Here is an 18,432-nt window from a genome sequence, read left to right as displayed (position 1 = left end):
AAAGCGTCTGGAAGCACGCGACTTCAGTCGTGTGAGGATAAAGTTTTTAATTCACGAAGAAAAGAGTCATGATTTCTTGCTTTATGCTTTTCTCGGGCAGGGAAGCAATGAATGCGGCAATATCATAGTAGCTGTCATCAAAGGTGTCCGGAGCCGTGAGAATGGCTGTGCTGGAATCAATATCGTCTGTCTCGGGAGCCGAAAGATTGCAGCGGCACAGGGATTTATATCGGTTCTGGATAACTGTCTGTATGTATTTTACGCATTCTCCTTCTGAAGAGTCTTCGTTCAGATATGGGATGGCCTGCAGGAGAGAAAGATATAATTCCTGCTGAGAATCCTCTCTTTCCATGCAGTGGATTTTGGCTGCAGTACCTTTGATGAGTGGCTGCATACGTTGCAGGATTTTGGCATCTGTACCGGGAACCCCTGATTTATAATCATGTATAAGCTCTGGCAATGACTTCATATTAAACTACCTCCTTTAATTGGGGAAGTAGTAAAAGAGAAGAAAATCAGAAACTAAAATCAGAAAAAATTTAAGTGATACCTAATTTTAAAAGAATCCGGCGTGCATGAAGGAAAAATGGAAACATCGGCAGAAAAAGGCTGTTAGTTGACAAATCGGTATTGTAGCGACTCTTTAAAGGTTGAACGTATCTATTTGGAACCCGGCGGCTGGGGAAAAGATAAGAGGACGTTTAATATAGCGGGAAGGAGGAAACAGGACATGGAGACAACTATGCTCGATGCCGCTCTGTCGCAGGGGATATGGGCAGTGGTGGCGGTATTTCTGCTCATCTACGTAGTGAAATCGAATGAGCAGAGGGACAAGAAACAGGAAGAACGTGAAAATAATTATCAGTCTGTAATAGAAAAGCTTACAGAAAAATATCAGATTCTTTATACCGTTCAGAATGACCTGAATGAAATAAAGAACCATCTTCTGGCGAAGCAGGATTCACGTTCGGAATGAGATGAAAAAAAGAATTGATGTCCTTAAATGACGAAAAAAGTCCGTGGCCTGTATCCTTGTATGATAGGCCACGGACTTTTTGGAATGATAAAACAGCTATTATTTCTGTTGGAAGACTTTTAGGTGTTATTAGTGCCAGAAATAGGTAATGGGAAGTTATTTAGAGTAAAATAAAAATTGTAAAAAGTAAAAAAGAAAGGATAAAAAATGAGAAAAAAGATTCTGAAAGTGTTTTTTGTGATATTGACAGGTATCACGGTGACCCTGACAGGATGTGAATTGTCAGGAAGCAACGAATCCGCGCAAACGGAAAGCGAAAGTGGTAAGGATGCTGTAAAGTTTATTCCAAATCTTACTACGGCTGTTACCAGGAAGCCAACGCCCACAGCTGTGGCAGCAAATCCAGGAGACAGTGTGCAGAATCAACAGTCTGGAAATAACGCAGAAGCGGAAATTTACCAAAGCCAGGGAGATCCCGCAGATCAGGAATCTGCACAGGAAGAAACTTATGATATCCAATATATCACTGGTAATATTCTGTATTCCGATGAAAATACGATAACAGTAGAAGTGGGCGAATCAGGAAATTATTATAATATGGTTTTTAATATAGAAAACGCCGTCCTGAATATAGCTAATGGGAGTGCTGTACGATCCGGACTGAATGTTGACCTGGAGTATTATAGTCAGAATAACGTTAATATAGTAATCATGCTTACGAGTGATGGGGAGGAATATTTACCTTCCAGTACATTAGAGGAAGCGCAGAAAATGACCGACGAATATGTACCTGATGTGAGTGAATCGGAAAACGAAGATTTTGAAGATACCTCTCCCAGTGAATATTAGATTTTCTCGCATTTTCTCGGAAAAGGCACTGCATATGCAGCGCCTTTTTCTCAGGTGCGCTCGTCAGGCGCATGTTCAAAAATCGTTAAACACCTGCAAGCTTTGCAAAAGTATCTCTTCCCGCAATTCCATCCGCAGTTAATCTCTTAGAAGTCTGGAATTTTTTCACACCTTGCTTTGTGGCGGCTCCAAAGGCATTATCAATCCCGTTATTCAGGGTAATACCATGAGCATAAAGACCAATCTGCAGAACTCCGACATAAAGGTTATTGGCCCCTTCTGAAAGCACATGAGCAGCACAGGCATTGGATGTGTTTGTTCCCCAGATGCCATCGGTTGTAAGGCCAGTGCCGTATACGGAATTAAGTGCAGTCTGGATTGCTTTAATATATGCTTTCTGACTCGCAGATCCCCAGATACCGTCTACAGTCAATCCGGCTTTGAACTTTGAGTTCAATGCAGTCTGAGCTGTTTTAACTGCGGAGGAACCTGTGGAAGCAGTTCCTTTGCCTACATAATCCTGATGCATATAACCGATTCCGATTCCAGACACTTTCACATGAACCCATACACCAGAGGTGGTTCCATCTAGCTCAAGGCTGGTTCCCTTTGATACCGTACCCATGATGGCTCCGCCTGGCGTCTGACGTACATAAACGCCATCTCCAGTACATACCCCAGTGCTTTTCGTTGTCCAGGTAGAAGGAGTTGTTGTTTCGCCAGAGTTATTAATGGAATTAATAATACTATAATCCGGCCTGGCGAATCTTGTACCGGAGGACGCACTCAATGTACGGTTTCTCTGATATACGCCGATCCCTTCAGCTACCACACCGGAACCGTCATTTGTATTGCCTTCAATGGTAGTATAAGAATTACCACTAACAGCAATAACAAGTCCAGTATGATTAAATACCGACCCATTATGATACATTACGATGTCTCCAGCTTTCGGCGTAGAATAATTGGTAAATTTGGTTGAAATGTTTGGAACACTTATATACGGCCAATGCTTTAATAATTCCGAAGCCTTCGACTTGTTAAAGGCTTTCATAAATACCCAGCTTATAAAGCAGGCACACCATGCCTGACCCTGGTATTCTGGTGCAACATCCCGCCAATACTTTGTATAATTAGCGGTTCCTGCATTTGCGGTCTTGCTGTCAAGATTTGCATTCGATGCTTTCTCACGATAACCGATTTCTGCTTTTGCAATATTTATCGCTGCCTGAATTGCATCGGATGCTGTCACCTTATAATTAGTGATATAGGTCTTTAATGCATTATATACCATTTTCTGTCGGCTCTTATATGCTCCGACCTGATTTCCGGTATCTGTCTGGCAGGCAGTATAAAGATGATCCAGTGTGTAAGGCTTTGTAGTCTTGGCAAGAATCCTTTTCACCGCAGAAAGTCCACCCTGATGGCGAAAATTTGCACACATCATTTTGGCATCCATTGCTGTAACGCCCAGAGAAGCTGCTTCCTTCACATAAGTTTCCATCTGTCCATCCATAAGCTGATCCTGGCAGCGATGACCAACTGTTGAATTGATAATATGTACAATTGCCTTCGCTTTTGCCGAGGTTTTTGAGAGCTGATAGTTTGACCAGTCTGTTTTATTAAGATCCGCCGCGACACCGGCCGTATCATACTTGCTGAAAGTTGCGGCATCAGTAGTTTTAATCTTAAGAAGAAGTGTACGAGCCTCATTGCCATACCACTGTCCGGCACCGATTGTGATCGCATGTTCCGCAGAACTGTTGGTATATGCTTCCGTAAAATCAGCATAGTCCTTTTGTCCATATACTTGTCCGCCAGTTTCCACTGCATAAATAATATTTCGCATTACAAGTTTTTCATGATCTGTCATTGTGTTTTTTCTCCTTTTGAAATTTTGGAATTTGCAAATTCATTTTATAAGGAGAAAAATAGTCTCAAAATGTAAACCGCTAATCAAGATTTTTGACAAAAAAGTGCCGTGAAATCCAATGAGCAGAAGTGCAAAAGCAGGATTCATGTTCGGCAAGTGATGAAGAGCAAATTTGATGGCTGAAAACGAAAAAAGCCCTTGGGCTGTACCGTATGCTACTGCGCAATGACTTTTGAGAATGAAAATGAGACAGTTGTTACTGTTGGAAGACTTTTAGGTGTTGTTAGTGCCAGAAATATATTATGGGGTGTTATATGAGGTAAAATAAAGAAGTAAAGGTTGACAACAAGGATAAACGATATGTCAATGTAACTATTGACTGTATAGATGGGAATGGGATGAGGGGAATACCTCTTAGATGTCCTTACCTCTATACCATAAAAAGAAATAAGTCTGTAAGAGATTTCTCTTGCTTACAAACTTATTATACGAGATGGAGAAAAGCATGTGCGGAATTTGTGGATTTTTCGGAAAGAAAAAGAACAAAAGAGAGATTGTGGAAAAAATGAAGGAAAAGCTGGTACATCGAGGTCCAGATGCGCAGGGCAGTTTTGTAAATGACATCGTGGCCCTTGGATTTCGCCGCCTGAGTATCATCGACCTGGAAGGCGGCCTGCAGCCTATGAAAAGCAGCAGTCAGAACCTGACAGTGGTGTTTAACGGAGAAATCTATAATTACCAGGAACTGCGGGAGCAGATGGAACGGGAAAAGAAGATTCTTTTTGTCACCCGCTCGGACACGGAGACGCTGGTGAATGGTCTTGAGGCTTATGGTCCGGCGTTTGTGGAGCAGCTTCGTGGAATGTTTGCCTTCGCCGTCTGGAATGAGAAAAAAGAAGAACTGATGCTGGCGAGGGATTTTTTCGGAATCAAGCCGTTGTTTTACACAGTGGTGGATGGAAATTTCGTGTTTGCGTCGGAGATTAAGAGCATCCTGCAGTTCCCGGGCGTCCCGAAAAAGTTGAATGAACGGGCGCTGGAGCAGTATCTTTCTTTTCAGTATTCCGCGCTGGAGGAAACTTTTTTTGAGGGAATCTACCGCCTTCCGCCGGGCTGTATGCTGTTTTACCGCCAGGGAAAGTATGAAATCTGCAGATATTTTCAGCCGAAGCTACAGCCCGAGGCGGGGTGTTCGCTGGCGGATATGGAGAAAAAACTGGAGAGCGTGCTTAAAAAATCCGTCCGCCGCCATATGGTCAGTGATGTGGAAGTGGGAACTTTCTTGTCCGGCGGTGTGGATTCGGGTTTTATTGCCGTGTTGTCCGGGGCAAAAATGGCGTTTACGGTGGGATTTCTGGATGGGAACAGCGGCTACAACGAGGAAAACAGGGCCAGGGAGGTGGCCCGGTATGCGCATCTTTCTTATCACATGCATACTATCGGGAAAAAGGAGTTCTGGGATGTGCTTCCAAAGGTAATGTACGCCCTCGACGAGCCCAGCGGTGATGCTTCTGCCGTCGCCATGTATTTTTTGGCTGCCAAGGCGTCTCGTTATGTGAAGGTGGTGCTCTCCGGGGAGGGTGCGGACGAACTATTTGGCGGTTATAATATCTACCGGGAGCCTCTGGCTCTTCAGAAAGTGGCCTGGATTCCTGAAAAGATCCGGCGTGCGGTTTCCCGGCAGGCGAAAAAACTGCCGGACCGCCGCGGCAAGAGCTTTCTGATCCGGGCCGGCCAACGGGTGGAGGAACGGTTTATCGGGAACGCCCATATTTTCACCGACGAGGAGCGCCGGGAGCTTTTGAAAAATCCGACCGACACGCCGTCCTGTCAGGAGTTTCTGCGAAAGACTTATGAAGAAGCCGCCGGGCTTTCCGACCCGGAGAAAATGCAGAACATCGACCTGAAATACTGGCTGGCCGGGGATATTTTGCAGAAAACCGACCGCATGAGCATGGCCCATTCGCTGGAGGTGCGCGTGCCCTTCCTGGACCGGGATGTGTTCGAGGCTGTCCGGACACTTCCGCCGGAGGCAAAATTTGCCCACGGAAAGACGAAGTATCTGTTTAGGAAGGTGGCCCGGAAATACATCCCGGAAGACACGGCCGCGCGGAAAAAGCTGGGATTTCCGGTGCCTGTCCGTGTCTGGCTGCGGGACGACGACTGGTACGGGAGAGTTAAAAAAATGTTTCAAAGCCCCATATCCCGTCAGTATTTCCACACGGAAAAGCTGACGGCGCTTCTGGAGGAGCATCACGCGGGAAAGAAGGACAACAGCCGGAAAATCTGGACAGTGCTGGCGTTTTTGTTCTGGTATCAGGAATATTTTGATGAGTAAAAATAATAAGAATAACCCAAAAAAGATTGTAAAAATAGATTTTGAAAGTATTTTTGGTAATGATGGCGGGAAGCAGCTGTAAAATATATAGCTTCTGTAGTGAGGATTATATGCAGGATGGAAATTGGGAATATTGTTTAAATACAATATTCCTTTTTTTATAGATATAAGAAACCTTTGATTCTGAACAAAAAAATAAAAAATAAGTTTACATTTTTATGCCCAGATACTCTTTAAAAAATAAAAGGGTATATGATGCAGGGATATAAAGATTTGGTTATACAGGCAAAAAATGATTCAAAATACATGCAAAGCTTACTTTGCATAATGGAACCTTTAGTAAAATCATATGCAAAAAAAATATTCTTTCTAGATTGGGATGACGCAACTCAAGAATTGAATTTGGCAATTATAGAAGCAGTAAAAACAATCGCCACTTGTGAAGACGATTATCAGTGCTTGAAATTCATTACCAATTCAGTGAAATATAAATTTGCTCATCTTTGCAAGAGAAACTTAAAAAAAGAAAAATACGAATGTGCATATATGGATAATGAAGGTGATTTACAAGAAAGCTATAGAGCGGATTATTCATCTGTGGAATTAGCATTTGATCTGAAAAATATAACCTTAAAAATGACTTCAAACCAAAGGGATATTTTAAAATACTTGATTTTAGGGTGGTCAGATAGTGAAATCGCATCTTTCTTACACTTTAGCCGTCAATATGTAAACAGAGAAAAGAAAAAAATATATCAATTTCTGAAATGATTTTTTACATAAATAGTAAGTGCTGAATATTGCTTGAATTTGTGACATAAACATATTTGCAGCAGTCAAAAGAAGAAGCAACATGTTTGAAAGAAAAATTAAGTCAAAAATGCCGCAGCCTTTGAAAATATTGGCTGCGGCATTTAAAATATATGATATGTTTGATGTAAAAAACATCAGGTTCTCAACCAGACATTTGGGTAAGTCAAGATGATGCTTCTGATATAAGATATGCAACATTAAAATCATCATATACTTGAGAATTTAAATGCATATCTTCATATAACTTGATATAGTCGCCGATTGTTTTGACAAAAACAGAACTATTACAATTATTGCATGTGTTATCCTCTGCATATATATGAGTGTTTCCATCGTTGTCCTCAACAAATAAGAGAGTAACATCTATTTTATCTTCTGTTAACCAGAAAGAGATATATTTTGAAAGAGTCCCATCAATTTCTGTGGCACCATCCGGAATTTGTTCATCTGATTCCAGCTCATTAATATGTTCCCAAAAAATTTGAGGAGAGAACACAAGTAATTTTAAGTTTTTTTGAGAGTCTTCTGAGTACCATATATGTGCTTCTGTGTTGAGATAGTCGGTTATATTAATATCCGTATCTGCCGGTAACTCATAAGTTTCACCGACGTCGGAAGTCAGTGAAAAGGTTTTTGTATGATTAGAATAAGAAGTGACAATCCCCTTGACAAAATAGTAAGTTGTATCTGACTCACTGTCATAATAAGAGCCGGAACCATCTATATCATAAGATACATGTTGCCCCTCAGGCTCCTTAGGGGCGGAAAGGGTGATTAGATCTGAGGGGGCTTTGCCAAAAGCTTGTCCGGATAGCAATATACTACCGAGTACGATACTGCCTGCGATACATATAATTTTTACATTATTCATGGTTAAATGGCCTCCTTGTTTAGTTGTTGAATATTATATCAATTAAAGTGTGAAAATTGTAATTTTGACTTATCGAAATATGTTTTAGAAATGAGTAGGATTTCGGTTACTTTTGAATATGATAAAGAATAAAGACACAAGTATTGTTCGGTTTATTAGTCGTGTTCCAATGGTTACTGGAAAATAATTGATGATTACAAATACAACGTAATATTATCAATAGCAAAGCTATAGGATTTCAAAAATGAAGTCTTATAGCTATTTTTGTGTAGCAGTAAAAATTGTGAAGGGTATGTTTGGGAAAAATATTTTTGATTACTTGATTTGAATCAAGCGGTGAAATTGCTATTTGTCAGACAATAAGATATAATTAGAGAAAATCTTGTTTGCAAAAGAACAGGATAAACAGTAACTTTAAGCAAGATGGTTTTGTCTGGTGATTTTGAGAGTGTAAAAAGGAAAAAGTATGAGTGATGAAAGAAAAAGGGAAAATGAAGAGGAAAAACTGAAAGATTTTTTTCATAATGTGATAGGAATAAAATCGGAAGCTGTGCTGGAGGTGTTGGCGGAGAACTCGGAAATCTGTAAGTTGAAAGCAAAAACTTTGCTGATGAAAGAGAACGAGAAGGTAAAGCTTTGGTAGGGATCATGAATTTGGACAAGCAGATAACCTCTTTCCTGACAGTGGAGTTGATAACGGATTGTGAAATTGTAAGGATATCAGCGGATGTTCTTCGAAAGCTGGCTATGGAGAATATAGAAATTGCTCTGGTCTGTAATCGAATGCAGAGTGTGGCATCTATGAGGGAATATGAATACAGAAAAATGATTCTTACCTGTAATCCGGTACAGAGATATGAATATTTCCTGGAAACCTATCCGGGGCTGGAAAAATATGATGGGGCTTGACAGAGCTGGAAAGTAACCTGGGCCAAGACAAAAGGTGCATCTGGTTATGAAGTATACAAACTGACTGGAAAGACATGGAAAAAAGTCAGTGACACAAGATCCACTTCTTTTACAGATAAGGGATTAAAAAAGAATACTACTTATCAGTATAAAATCCGCGCATATCAGACAGTGAAAGGAAAGAAAGTTTACAGTGCGTTCTCATCTGTGAAAAAAATTAAAAGATAAGGAGCTAAGAGGAAGAAAAAGTTCTCAGCGATTTTGACAGGTGTTTTTTGATACTGTTTTGTATGGTAATGTCAGTAACTGTAAATGCTGCGCAAAAAATACCTGGAAGAGTAAAAATGGTAAGTGCGTATTCTGGATCCGGATTGCGAATATCCGCTTGACTCAGGTTCATGTTACATGGGACAAAACGACAAATTATTCTCAGATGGATTATCCAAGTCAAAATGAATATAGCAGAGGATGACCTGTAATGGATGCAAAAGTGCAAATCCCAAAGAACCGGATGTGGATGATGGAATTTAATGAATATTACGTTTTCAAAGCAGTAGGATGAAAGGAATATGACCTTTCTCCTGCTGTTTTTCTTTCTGAATAAATCCAGGAGATATAGAATTTGATGTGGTAAAGCGATAAAAATATAGTTTTAAACTATAACTGGTGCTAGATATTATGAATTGGCATATTTGGAAGTGTAGTGGTATAGTATGTTCATGCTCAACGGAGCGGGGAATAAGAGAGAGGGAGAATGAGATGTCTGGGATTGTGATTGAGAAGGTCCGGAAGTCTTTTGACACGAAAGATGGCGTGGTCGAGGCTTTGAAGGATGTGAACCTGAATATCGATTCCGGTGATATATATGGGATTATCGGTATGTCAGGGGCAGGTAAGAGTACATTGGTACGATGTATGAATTTTCTGGAGATTCCCACAGAGGGACAGGTTCTGATAGATGGGAAGGCTCTTGGAGATTTGACAGAGAAGGAATTGAGGAAGCAGAGGGAAGAAATCGGTATGATCTTCCAGCATTTCAATCTGCTGATGCAGAAGTCAGTGATCGATAATGTCTGTTTTCCTCTTTATATAAAAGGAAAGAAGAAGGCAGAGGCCAGAAAGAGGGCAGCAGAGCTTTTGGAGATCGTTGGTCTGGGGGACAGGCAGAATGCTTATCCTGCACAGCTCTCTGGTGGACAGAAGCAGAGGGTTGCCATTGCAAGAGCACTTGCATCGGATCCGAAGATCTTACTTTGTGATGAGGCTACCAGTGCACTGGACCCGCAGACTACTTCTTCTATTCTGGAATTGCTGAAAAAGATTAACAGACAGTTTGGAATCACCATAGTGATCATTACTCATCAGATGTCGGTTGTGCGTGAAATCTGTACACATGTGGCGATCATGTATGAGGGTGAAGTGGTTGAGAAGGGACTGGTTGCAGATATTTTTGCAAATCCTCAGTCAGAGGTTGCCAAAGAACTGATCCGAAAGGATACAGGCTCTGATATCGACGCAGACAGCAGACTGGATGCAGGCAGGGAAAAAGGACAGGCAGAGATCAAAAGCGGTGAGAAAATACGAATTGTATTTTCAGAGAATTCAGCTTTTGAGCCTGTGATCGCAAATCTGATCCTTACCTTCGGAGAACCGGTAAATATCCTGAAGGCAGATACCAAGAATGTAGGTGGTGTAGCCAAGGGAGAGATGATACTGGAGTTCATGGAAGGCAGCACCAGGACAGAAATGATGAAGCAGTATCTGAAAGAAAAAGGTTTAGCAATCGGGGAGGTGACAGAATATGTGGGATCATGAAACAATAATGATGATTGTCCAGGGTGTGGGAGAAACACTTTACATGACAGTTCTTTCCACAGTTCTGGGATACCTGTTCGGACTTCCTATGGGAGTGCTGCTGGCAGTGTCTGATAAAGAGGGACTGAAACCAAATGCAGTGTTGTATAAGATACTGGATGCAATTGCAAATATTGTGAGAAGTATTCCGTTTCTGATCTTACTGATCCTGCTGATTCCTTTTACCAGAGCAGTGGTGGGAAAGAGCTATGGATCAACAGCAACGGTAGTTCCTCTGGTAGTGGCTGCCATTCCTTTTATCGCACGAATGGTGGAATCGTCTATTAAAGAGGTAGATGCAGGTGTGATCGAGGCAGCCAGAGCTATGGGTGCCAGCAATATAAGGATCATCGTGAAGGTTCTTCTGGTAGAAGCCAGAACTTCACTGATCACAGGAGCGACTATTGCGATCGGAACGATCCTTGGTTATTCAGCCATGTCCGGTGCAGTAGGAGGAGGCGGACTTGGTGATATCGCCATCCGCTATGGATATTACAGATATCAGTCAGATATTATGATCGTCACAGTTATCCTGCTGGTGGTACTGGTACAGATTTTCCAGTCAGTGGGAATGATGATCGCAAATAAGATTGACAGAAGAAAGTAGTTTTAAGAAATCGTTGATTATAAAATGGTTATGAAAAAAGTTAAAATATAAAATTCGGGAGGACAATTATTATGAAAAAATTAGTGGCAGCAGTTTTAACAGGAGTATTAGTAGCAGGAACTTTAAGCACAGGAGTTTACGCAAAGGATGATGACAAGACAATCACAGTTGCAGCGTCTGCAACACCTCACGCAGAGATACTTGAGGAGGCAAAACCACTTCTTGAGAAAGAAGGATATGACCTTGAGGTTACTGTATTTGATGATTATGTAAGACCAAACGAGGTAGTTGAGAGTGGAGAGTTTGATGCAAACTACTTCCAGCATATCCCATATCTGGATCAGTTTAATGAGGAGAAGGGCACACACCTTGTAAATGCAGGCGGTATTCACTATGAGCCATTCGGAATCTATCCCGGAACAAAAGACAGCCTGGATGATCTGAAAGACGGAGATTCCATCGCAGTACCAAATGATACCACAAACGAAGCAAGAGCACTTCTTCTTCTCCAGGATAACGGAATCATCACTCTGAAAGATGGTGCAGGATTAAATGCAACTGTTAAGGATATTGCAGAGAATCCTCACAATGTGGAGATCGTAGAGCTGGAAGCAGCACAGGTAGCACGTGTTACAGGTGAGACAGCTTACGTAGTATTAAACGGAAACTATGCTCTGGAAGCAGGCTTCTCAGTTGGAAAAGATGCACTTGCATATGAGAAATCTGATTCTGAAGCAGCAAAGACATATGTAAACGTAATCGCAGTAAAAGAAGGCAATGAAGACAGCGAAAAGATTCAGGCACTTGTAGATGTACTGAAATCTGATGAGATTAAAGATTTTATCAATGAGAAATATGATGGTGCAGTAATTCCTTTTGAAGAAAGCTCAGATGCAGAAGAAATAGATACAGAAGATGCAGATGATGCAGACAGCAAAGACGCAGACAATGCAGATGACACGGCAGAAGAAAATGCAGATACAACTGACACAGCAGAAGACGCTGAATAAGTAAAGATAACAGGAGATTCCTTTTTCAGGTAAAACTGGAGAGGGAATCTTTTTTTGTGCAAAAACATATAGGATTTCCATAAGTTTTCTGATACAATCTATAGTAATTCTATAAAAAGCGACAGACAATCCGATTTATTGGGAAACTGATATAAAATTATCATAGTGACGCGAAAAAATGTGACCCATTTTTGATTGTCGGCGATCGGTTATACCAAAGCAGGAGAGATTGTATGAAAGAGAACAAGATATGGAACGATTATTTGCCAGAAGACATGCAAGAACACTGGACTGTATATGAATGTCTGAAGGAAAGCGAAGATTCATCCACTTTCCTGGTGAAAGAGACAGCTACCGGAATCCTGTGCGTGCTTAAATGGGGGCGTAACAGGCAGGCGGAGTTTCTGCGCAATGAAATGGAAATCATGGAAAAAATGGCGGACAGGAAATTGTCCGGGATTCCAAAGACATACAGGATATTTGAAGAAAATGGCGAAGTGTATCTGGTAAGGGAATATATAGAGGGAATGTCTCTGGCTCAGATGGTTTTGCAAAAAGGTGGCATATCAGAAGCGGAAATCTGCAGGATCAGCAGGAAGATATGCCAGACAGCAGAGCAGTTTCAGAATCCGGATGAGCCTATGATACACCGGGATATAAAACCGGAGAATATAGTGGTCACACCTGGTGGTGAGGTGGTATTCATTGATTTCGGTACTATGCGCAGTTATAAAAAAGATGGGTCGCGTGATACTTTTGTGGTGGGTACCAGAGGAACTGCGGCGCCAGAGCAGTATGGCTATACACAGACAGACCAGCGTACAGATGTGTATGCAATCGGGCAGACAATGCTGTATATGGTTTCAGAGAGCTATGAAATGAATCAGCTTTCTGAGTGTGCAGTGAGCCGGAGAATGAAAAAGATCATAGAGAAGGCCTGCTCTTTTGAGCCTGATAAAAGATATGGGGATGCTGCGCAATTAAGGAGAGCAGTTGAGAAATGTCAGGCGAACAATAGAAAAAAGGTTTATAAAAAAGCAGGCGCAGTCTTTGGACTGATTGCAGCAGGTTATATACTGGCAATTTTTTCCCCGGATGGCACAGTGATTGAAAACAAAAGGATTGAAACGGCAGAACAGAGTGCGGCAGAAGAACAGATACAGGCAGAGATAATCTTCAGAGAAGAATTGATAGAAGAAGCCGTGCGCAAGGAACTGGGGCTTTCAAAGACAGACAAAATAACTGCCTCTATGCTGGAGAATGTAAGGAAACTCCGCATTGTCGGAAAAGAAATTCTTGATGATGAGGACACATTCTGGGGTGAAGGCCGCCATGTGGATGGAAAGGACAGCAGCTTCGGATCTGTGCGCGGAAATATTACAGATCTTTCGGATCTGGCACAAATGGTAAATCTGGAGGAACTTGCGCTGTGTAACCAGAAAATCGAAGATATTTCCGGGTTAAAAGAGCTGCCTTTGAAAAAACTTTATCTGAGCAAGAATATGATCACAGATTTCTCTGTGCTTTTGAATCTGATAGATCTGGATACCCTCTGTATTATGGAGAATCCGGCAGAGAATCTGTCAGTGATTGGAGAATGCACAGGCATTTTAAGATTAAATATACAGGGGATGAATCTGACAGATATAGACTTTCTGAAAAATCTGAGCCTGGATTACCTGGATATGAGTAATATGGAAGTAGAAAACAATATATTTGAGCCATTGACAGAGATGAAGAAACTGGATACTCTGTGCATGTGTGATGTAAATGAGGCGGCTGCCGAAACTCTTTCGCAGATGAGTACCTTAAAGGCGCTGTTCATGTGGGGGGATAGTACCATACTGGAGAATCTGAAACCATTGAAAGGGATGACACAGCTGGAGACACTTGCATTCACAACACAGATTTCTTCGTTGGAAGGAATCGAACAGTTTCCTTCATTAAATTTCCTGTCAGTAAGTTTCAGTCTGGTGAAAGATCTGTCTCCTGTCACAGGAGCAAAGAATCTGCAGGTAATAGATATTTCCAATGCAGATATTAAAAATTTTGAACCGCTGTTTGGACATTCGGGACTGACGGAGGTACACTGTACAGAGGAACAAAAAGAAGAAATCATGAAGATAGATTCTTCCCCTGATTTTGAAATTTATACATAAAAAGGGACAAAATTGTCCCGCTCTAAAATGGGCAGATATGGTACACTTAACAGTATCATATCTGCTTTTTAATTATGGATCAGTCATCAGATAACGGACAGTGGTAAAGATCAAAAAATATAACCTCGGGTTTTGGCAGAAGGGAGATATGAACAGGAAAGAGGTGTGAGAAGAAATGAAAGAAACAGAAGAAATCATGGGAATGATAAAAGAGGAAGGCGCCGCATATTTTGCAAGGGAACGAGGAAACAAGGTAGAGGTAGGGCTTTATCTTGAGCATATAATCGAAGAGCGTGGAATGAAAAAGAAAGATATTGTGCGAAAGCTGAATCTGGAAGAATCCTATGCACGAAAACTGTTTGGCGGTCAGCGAATCCCCACAAGGAAAATACTACTGCAGTGTGCGTTTCTCCTTTCTCTTGATCTGTCGGATACACAAAGGCTTCTGGATATCGGTCAGAAGCCGAGACTTTATCCGCGCGTACGTTACGATGCAGCAATTATTTATGGACTGGAAGAGAAGATGACACTAGAAGAGATGAACAGCTTCCTGGATGAAATAGGGGAAGAGATTTTACTGTAAAATATTTTTGAAAGATATCCCTGAAGGGATTCTGAACGCTGTCAAAAATGAAGATGGCAGTGTATAAAATTACAGAGGTACTAAAAAAATCATTCTCGCAAATTGTGCAAGCTGCGATTACATCTTGCAGGGTGCTTTTTTTAATACACTCAAATCCAGAAAAAGGAGGGTTTTACGTATGAAGAAAAAACAAGTCGCATTATTGTTGGCAGCACTTATGTGCATAACACCTATGGCAGAAAGCGCAGCTGTTATGGGCACAGAATTTTCTTCGGGGGAAGAAACTGTAGAGATGCAGGGCACGGAGGAAGAAGCCGAAGCAGAGGATACGGCAGAAATCTGGACATCCGGGGAAGAAGTATCAGATTTTGATACGGACGAAGCGCCGGAAGTGGACGGATTTACATCAGAAGAATCAGAGGCATCGACAGACGCAGCAGGTGCTAAACAGGTAAAAGGATCTTTTGAAGTGGCATATATAACAGAGGAACAGTACAATAATGCCCTGCAGAATGAAGAACGTCCGGAAGTGGACATGAAAACAGTAGAAGACACTACTTTTTCAAATGCGTTAAACAGTATCGAAGGAGAAAATACAGGATACTGTTTTGTAAGCGTCCAGGATCTGGAAGATGCAGCAGACTTTGTGGCTCCTGAAGGGATGATAGTACTGGTGGAGAATGCAAGAGCCAGAAGTATTACACCGAACGGAAACATCGTATTCTGGGGTATGATAGATCCGCCAGAGACGATTGAAATCAAAGAAGGAAAAGGAACGACAACTTTCTTCTGTCAGGATATGAGAAGCGTATTAAAAGGAACAGGTTCCGATGATAAAGTGATCTTTTGTGGGCAGAATAATGCGATAGGTGGTATTTCCGGAGTAGAAAATATATATCTGAGAAATAACAGCCATGATCTGCAGGTATTTGGTTCCAGTGAATTTTTTAATATTTACAATGAAACGGATAATATCAAAAACAATCCACAGGATGAAAATGCTTTTTTTATACACATTGTAAACAGTAAGACTGCTCCGGTATTCCATAAAACATTTGACTGGGGTACTGGCGAGTTTGAAAATGAAAATGGAGAGAAGTGGAGCAGTCCTTACGGAATTGGAATTATATATAAGACATCAGATGAGAAAGGTGAATGGGAAGATATTCCTGTTCCGGCTGGTACACAGGCAGTGAAATATGATATGTCTGACGAAGATATTGTGGAAATGCTTTCCAGAATTTGGGTCTATTCAGAAGATGGTACGACTCAGGATATGAATGGAAAAATCTGGAATCCGGATAAAGATAATGCGGTTGATCTTCAGGAATTCCGGGATTGTGAAGGAATGTCAGCAAAGGAGATTTTCGAGGCATGCGGAAGGGCAGAATTCCCTGATGGAGGATGTGTGTGGATTAATGTCGCACCGACAGCACAGGCGGAAAGATATATAAATGCATATCAGAAGAAGAACAATGCCAGTGGTTATTATCTGATGAATATGAAAGCTAACACCAAGATCAGTGGAACGCTTACTGTTCCAAGTGCTGCGAAAGCACTGAAGATAGAGGGACAGAATAATTATGACGAAAGCACAGATACAGATAATTTTGTTCCGGTTTCAATTTCTTCTGTAAATGTTCCGGCAGGCAAGAAACTGTCACTGTCCAGGATTCTTGTAAAGGCGAATACTTTAACCTTTACAGGCTCTGGAGAAGTGGAACTTATGAATGCCAGATTAAATGCAAATGTAACAGCAGATAAAATTAAGATTGCGGATGCTGTAGTGAAGAGCCTGAACTGTAAAGAACTGACATCAGAAGAGGGTGTATGTCTGGTTGTATCTGAATATCTGAATTTTGAGAAAGCAGTGATTAATCCGGAAATAACCATTTATGGACAGCCGGGAGCTTATCTGAAATTTGGTGAAATTGACAGTGCAGAATACTCTCAGACAGCAATTCCGCAGATTTATCTTGGAACAAACGGAAAACAGACAGCGCAGCTGTATATAGGTGGAGCATTGAAACTTGGTACATATGAAACGGAAGGTGAGACATATTCAAGAAATCTGATCGTTCGACAGTTTGATACAAAAGAAGCGCAGGCAGCAGGCGTTCCTGTATCGAAAGACTGTTTTGATCCAACATATAGGTATGCATGGGATGAGACAGAGGATAATGACTGGTTTTACTTTACAAAAATATACAAGAATGAAGAAATAAATCTTGTTACGGTCAATGCTAGTCTGGATGAAGAATATTCTACAAACAGACTTCTGGCGCAGTTTAGATTTGATGTAAATGGTGAGAAAAAATATGGAGTAGTACTTCCTCGATACATTCATCTGGATGAATTCGAAGGTTTAACAGCCGGAATTGATGGAAATAAACATCGTTTATTTTATGTAGACTGGTGGACAAATGAAGAGAAAATAAAAGCTGTTGAGATTCCTGCATACTATGAGTTCTCAGGTCAATCTCTGAACAGCATCGCATCTGCACAAATTTCTACAATCAAGACTCAACTTTATGCAGGTAAGGCGCTTAAACCGTCAGTAACAGTAACCTTAAACGGCAAGAAACTGAAAGCCGGAACAGACTACACCGTTTCCTATGCAAATAACACAAAAGCCGGCTCCACAGCATCTGTGATCATTACAGGTAAAGGCAATTATGTTGGCACAGCGATCCAGAATTTCGAAATTGCGGCGATTCCGGCAAAAGGAAAGGTATACACATCCGGAAACCTGAAATACAAGGTAACTAAATCCGCATACAAGAATGGAACAGTAAGCGTTTATGCTCCGGCAGAGAAAACTCTTACAAGTGCATCTGTTCCTGCAACAGTAAAAATTAATGGTTATACATTTAATGTAACAGCAATTGGTGATAAAGCATTTAATGGCTGCACAAAACTGAAAAAAGTCACGATAGGATCCAAAGTAACCACAATTGGAAAACAGGCGTTTAACGGATGTAAAGCGCTGACTTCCATTACAGTTAATTCTAAAGTGCTCAAAACAGTAGGAGCATCTGCATTAAAGGGAATTTCTGCTAAGGCAGTAATCAAAGTTCCGGCAGCAAAATTAAGTGCATACCAGAAGCTTTTCAAGGGCAAAGGACAGAAAAATTCTGTAAAGATTACAAAATAAGAAATAGAAACAAAGATTATATAGCTAAAACCATACAGTTAAAATTATATAGAGGCAGAATCAGTAAAAATTTCTGCTACACATAAAAAGATAGTTCTTGAAGAAGAAGCCCGGAATTAGTGTACCGACAAGATTGTTTCAAGAATCAACTTGTCGGTACATCAGAGTTGTTGTCATGAGCAATTCTGTTTCCGGGTTTCATTTACCTGTATTTCTTTGGAAAATTCAGGTGATAAGATGGATTTAAAATGTATGAACAATTAGAAAAATAAAAAAAATTAAAAAAGTTTCAAAAAAGGTGTTGACATCCGACAAAATCCATTATATAATAGCAAAGCAAGTTACGGAGCGGACAACAAATAAGCCGCCTGAAACAAGCGCAATATGGAATCTTAGCTCAGCTGGGAGAGCATCTGCCTTACAAGCAGAGGGTCAT

The 18,432-nt window shown here is 41.0% G+C and carries 15 protein-coding genes and 1 pseudogene; 13 read left to right on the top strand and 3 right to left on the bottom strand.

The window, feature by feature from the left end; all coding sequences use genetic code 11:
• Positions 1-46 precede the first annotated feature (46 nt).
• Entirely contained in the window at positions 47-469 is a 423-nt protein-coding gene (locus tag LI074_RS15360) for a sigma-70 family RNA polymerase sigma factor (protein ID WP_055201255.1), read from the bottom strand.
• A 261-nt stretch (positions 470-730) separates the two neighbouring features.
• Here LI074_RS15360 and LI074_RS15355 point away from each other — a divergent pair, with 261 nt between their 5' ends.
• Positions 731-976, top strand: coding sequence for a BhlA/UviB family holin-like peptide (locus LI074_RS15355; protein ID WP_055060269.1), 246 nt, complete (start codon positions 731-733; stop codon positions 974-976).
• Between the two features lie 207 nt (positions 977-1,183).
• Positions 1,184-1,825 carry a hypothetical protein gene (locus LI074_RS15350; RefSeq protein ID WP_055201253.1) on the top strand — a complete coding sequence of 214 codons (642 nt, stop codon included), beginning with the start codon at positions 1,184-1,186 and terminating at the stop codon, positions 1,823-1,825.
• Between the two features lie 85 nt (positions 1,826-1,910).
• On the opposite strand, the gene LI074_RS15345 is transcribed toward LI074_RS15350, so the two are convergent.
• The gene (locus LI074_RS15345; RefSeq protein WP_055201250.1) at positions 1,911-3,698 is read right to left on the bottom strand and encodes a peptidoglycan-binding protein; all 1,788 of its coding nucleotides are present in this window, start codon (positions 3,696-3,698) and stop codon (positions 1,911-1,913) included.
• A gap of 505 nt (positions 3,699-4,203) precedes the next feature.
• On the opposite strand from LI074_RS15345, the gene asnB reads away from it, so the two are divergent.
• The gene (asnB, locus tag LI074_RS15340) at positions 4,204-6,036 is read left to right on the top strand and encodes an asparagine synthase (glutamine-hydrolyzing) (protein ID WP_173698060.1); all 1,833 of its coding nucleotides are present in this window, start codon (positions 4,204-4,206) and stop codon (positions 6,034-6,036) included.
• 252 nt (positions 6,037-6,288) lie between these two features.
• Positions 6,289-6,807, top strand: a complete 519-nt coding sequence (locus LI074_RS15335) for a sigma-70 family RNA polymerase sigma factor (RefSeq protein ID WP_128866342.1) — start codon at positions 6,289-6,291, stop codon at positions 6,805-6,807.
• A gap of 205 nt (positions 6,808-7,012) precedes the next feature.
• Here the strand turns inward: LI074_RS15335 and LI074_RS15330 are convergent, their stop codons facing one another.
• Positions 7,013-7,720: a hypothetical protein gene (locus LI074_RS15330; RefSeq protein WP_173698059.1), complete on the bottom strand. Its 708-nt coding sequence runs from the start codon at positions 7,718-7,720 to the stop codon at positions 7,013-7,015.
• Between the two features lie 466 nt (positions 7,721-8,186).
• Between LI074_RS15330 and LI074_RS15325 the strand changes: the two genes are divergently transcribed.
• From LI074_RS15325 to LI074_RS15290, 9 genes and pseudogenes are all read left to right on the top strand, one after another.
• Positions 8,187-8,363, top strand: a complete 177-nt coding sequence (locus LI074_RS15325; protein WP_008707318.1) for a hypothetical protein — start codon at positions 8,187-8,189, stop codon at positions 8,361-8,363.
• Positions 8,357-8,629, top strand: coding sequence for a hypothetical protein (locus tag LI074_RS15320; RefSeq protein WP_020994112.1), 273 nt, complete (start codon positions 8,357-8,359; stop codon positions 8,627-8,629). The genes LI074_RS15325 and LI074_RS15320 overlap by 7 nt, the downstream gene beginning before the upstream one ends.
• Positions 8,630-8,647: 18 nt before the next feature.
• Positions 8,648-8,857: pseudogene (locus LI074_RS18230) on the top strand (transglutaminase domain-containing protein); the annotation flags it as partial.
• 531 nt (positions 8,858-9,388) lie between these two features.
• Positions 9,389-10,444, top strand: a complete 1,056-nt coding sequence (locus tag LI074_RS15315) for a methionine ABC transporter ATP-binding protein (RefSeq protein WP_008707322.1) — start codon at positions 9,389-9,391, stop codon at positions 10,442-10,444.
• Positions 10,431-11,090 carry a methionine ABC transporter permease gene (locus LI074_RS15310; RefSeq protein ID WP_008707324.1) on the top strand — a complete coding sequence of 220 codons (660 nt, stop codon included), beginning with the start codon at positions 10,431-10,433 and terminating at the stop codon, positions 11,088-11,090. The genes LI074_RS15315 and LI074_RS15310 overlap by 14 nt, the downstream gene beginning before the upstream one ends.
• Before the next feature lie 71 nt (positions 11,091-11,161).
• Positions 11,162-12,100, top strand: coding sequence for a MetQ/NlpA family ABC transporter substrate-binding protein (locus tag LI074_RS15305; protein WP_055150422.1), 939 nt, complete (start codon positions 11,162-11,164; stop codon positions 12,098-12,100).
• A 233-nt stretch (positions 12,101-12,333) separates the two neighbouring features.
• Positions 12,334-14,259, top strand: a complete 1,926-nt coding sequence (locus LI074_RS15300; RefSeq protein WP_055150419.1) for a protein kinase domain-containing protein — start codon at positions 12,334-12,336, stop codon at positions 14,257-14,259.
• Positions 14,260-14,434: 175 nt separating this feature from the next.
• Entirely contained in the window at positions 14,435-14,842 is a 408-nt protein-coding gene (locus tag LI074_RS15295; protein ID WP_025580554.1) for a hypothetical protein, read from the top strand.
• A gap of 178 nt (positions 14,843-15,020) precedes the next feature.
• A complete protein-coding gene (locus LI074_RS15290; RefSeq protein ID WP_173698058.1) occupies positions 15,021-17,996 on the top strand; it encodes a leucine-rich repeat protein in 2,976 nt (991 codons plus the stop codon).
• The last annotated feature ends 436 nt before the right edge of the window (positions 17,997-18,432 follow it).

It is taken from the genome of Blautia sp. MSK18_10 (assembly GCF_020553185.1).
GTDB classification, from domain to species: domain Bacteria; phylum Bacillota; class Clostridia; order Lachnospirales; family Lachnospiraceae; genus Blautia_A; species Blautia_A wexlerae.
The sequence above is the reverse complement of the archived record's forward strand: the minus strand, read 5'-3'. Positions and strand labels throughout refer to the sequence as shown.

What these genes read in the sequence shown, in the direction of transcription:
- LI074_RS15345 (WP_055201250.1), bottom strand. Translation starts at nt 3,698, where the DNA reads ATGACAGATCATGAAAAACTTGTAATGCGAAATATTATTTATGCAGTG.
- LI074_RS15290 (WP_173698058.1), top strand. Translation starts at nt 15,021, where the DNA reads ATGAAGAAAAAACAAGTCGCATTATTGTTGGCAGCACTTATGTGCATA.
- LI074_RS15325 (WP_008707318.1), top strand. Translation starts at nt 8,187, where the DNA reads ATGAGTGATGAAAGAAAAAGGGAAAATGAAGAGGAAAAACTGAAAGAT.
- LI074_RS15355 (WP_055060269.1), top strand. Translation starts at nt 731, where the DNA reads ATGGAGACAACTATGCTCGATGCCGCTCTGTCGCAGGGGATATGGGCA.
- LI074_RS15305 (WP_055150422.1), top strand. Translation starts at nt 11,162, where the DNA reads ATGAAAAAATTAGTGGCAGCAGTTTTAACAGGAGTATTAGTAGCAGGA.
- LI074_RS15330 (WP_173698059.1), bottom strand. Translation starts at nt 7,720, where the DNA reads ATGAATAATGTAAAAATTATATGTATCGCAGGCAGTATCGTACTCGGT.
- LI074_RS15335 (WP_128866342.1), top strand. Translation starts at nt 6,289, where the DNA reads ATGATGCAGGGATATAAAGATTTGGTTATACAGGCAAAAAATGATTCA.
- LI074_RS15315 (WP_008707322.1), top strand. Translation starts at nt 9,389, where the DNA reads ATGTCTGGGATTGTGATTGAGAAGGTCCGGAAGTCTTTTGACACGAAA.
- LI074_RS15300 (WP_055150419.1), top strand. Translation starts at nt 12,334, where the DNA reads ATGAAAGAGAACAAGATATGGAACGATTATTTGCCAGAAGACATGCAA.
- LI074_RS15360 (WP_055201255.1), bottom strand. Translation starts at nt 469, where the DNA reads ATGAAGTCATTGCCAGAGCTTATACATGATTATAAATCAGGGGTTCCC.
- LI074_RS15295 (WP_025580554.1), top strand. Translation starts at nt 14,435, where the DNA reads ATGAAAGAAACAGAAGAAATCATGGGAATGATAAAAGAGGAAGGCGCC.
- LI074_RS15310 (WP_008707324.1), top strand. Translation starts at nt 10,431, where the DNA reads ATGTGGGATCATGAAACAATAATGATGATTGTCCAGGGTGTGGGAGAA.
- asnB (WP_173698060.1), top strand. Translation starts at nt 4,204, where the DNA reads ATGTGCGGAATTTGTGGATTTTTCGGAAAGAAAAAGAACAAAAGAGAG.
- LI074_RS15350 (WP_055201253.1), top strand. Translation starts at nt 1,184, where the DNA reads ATGAGAAAAAAGATTCTGAAAGTGTTTTTTGTGATATTGACAGGTATC.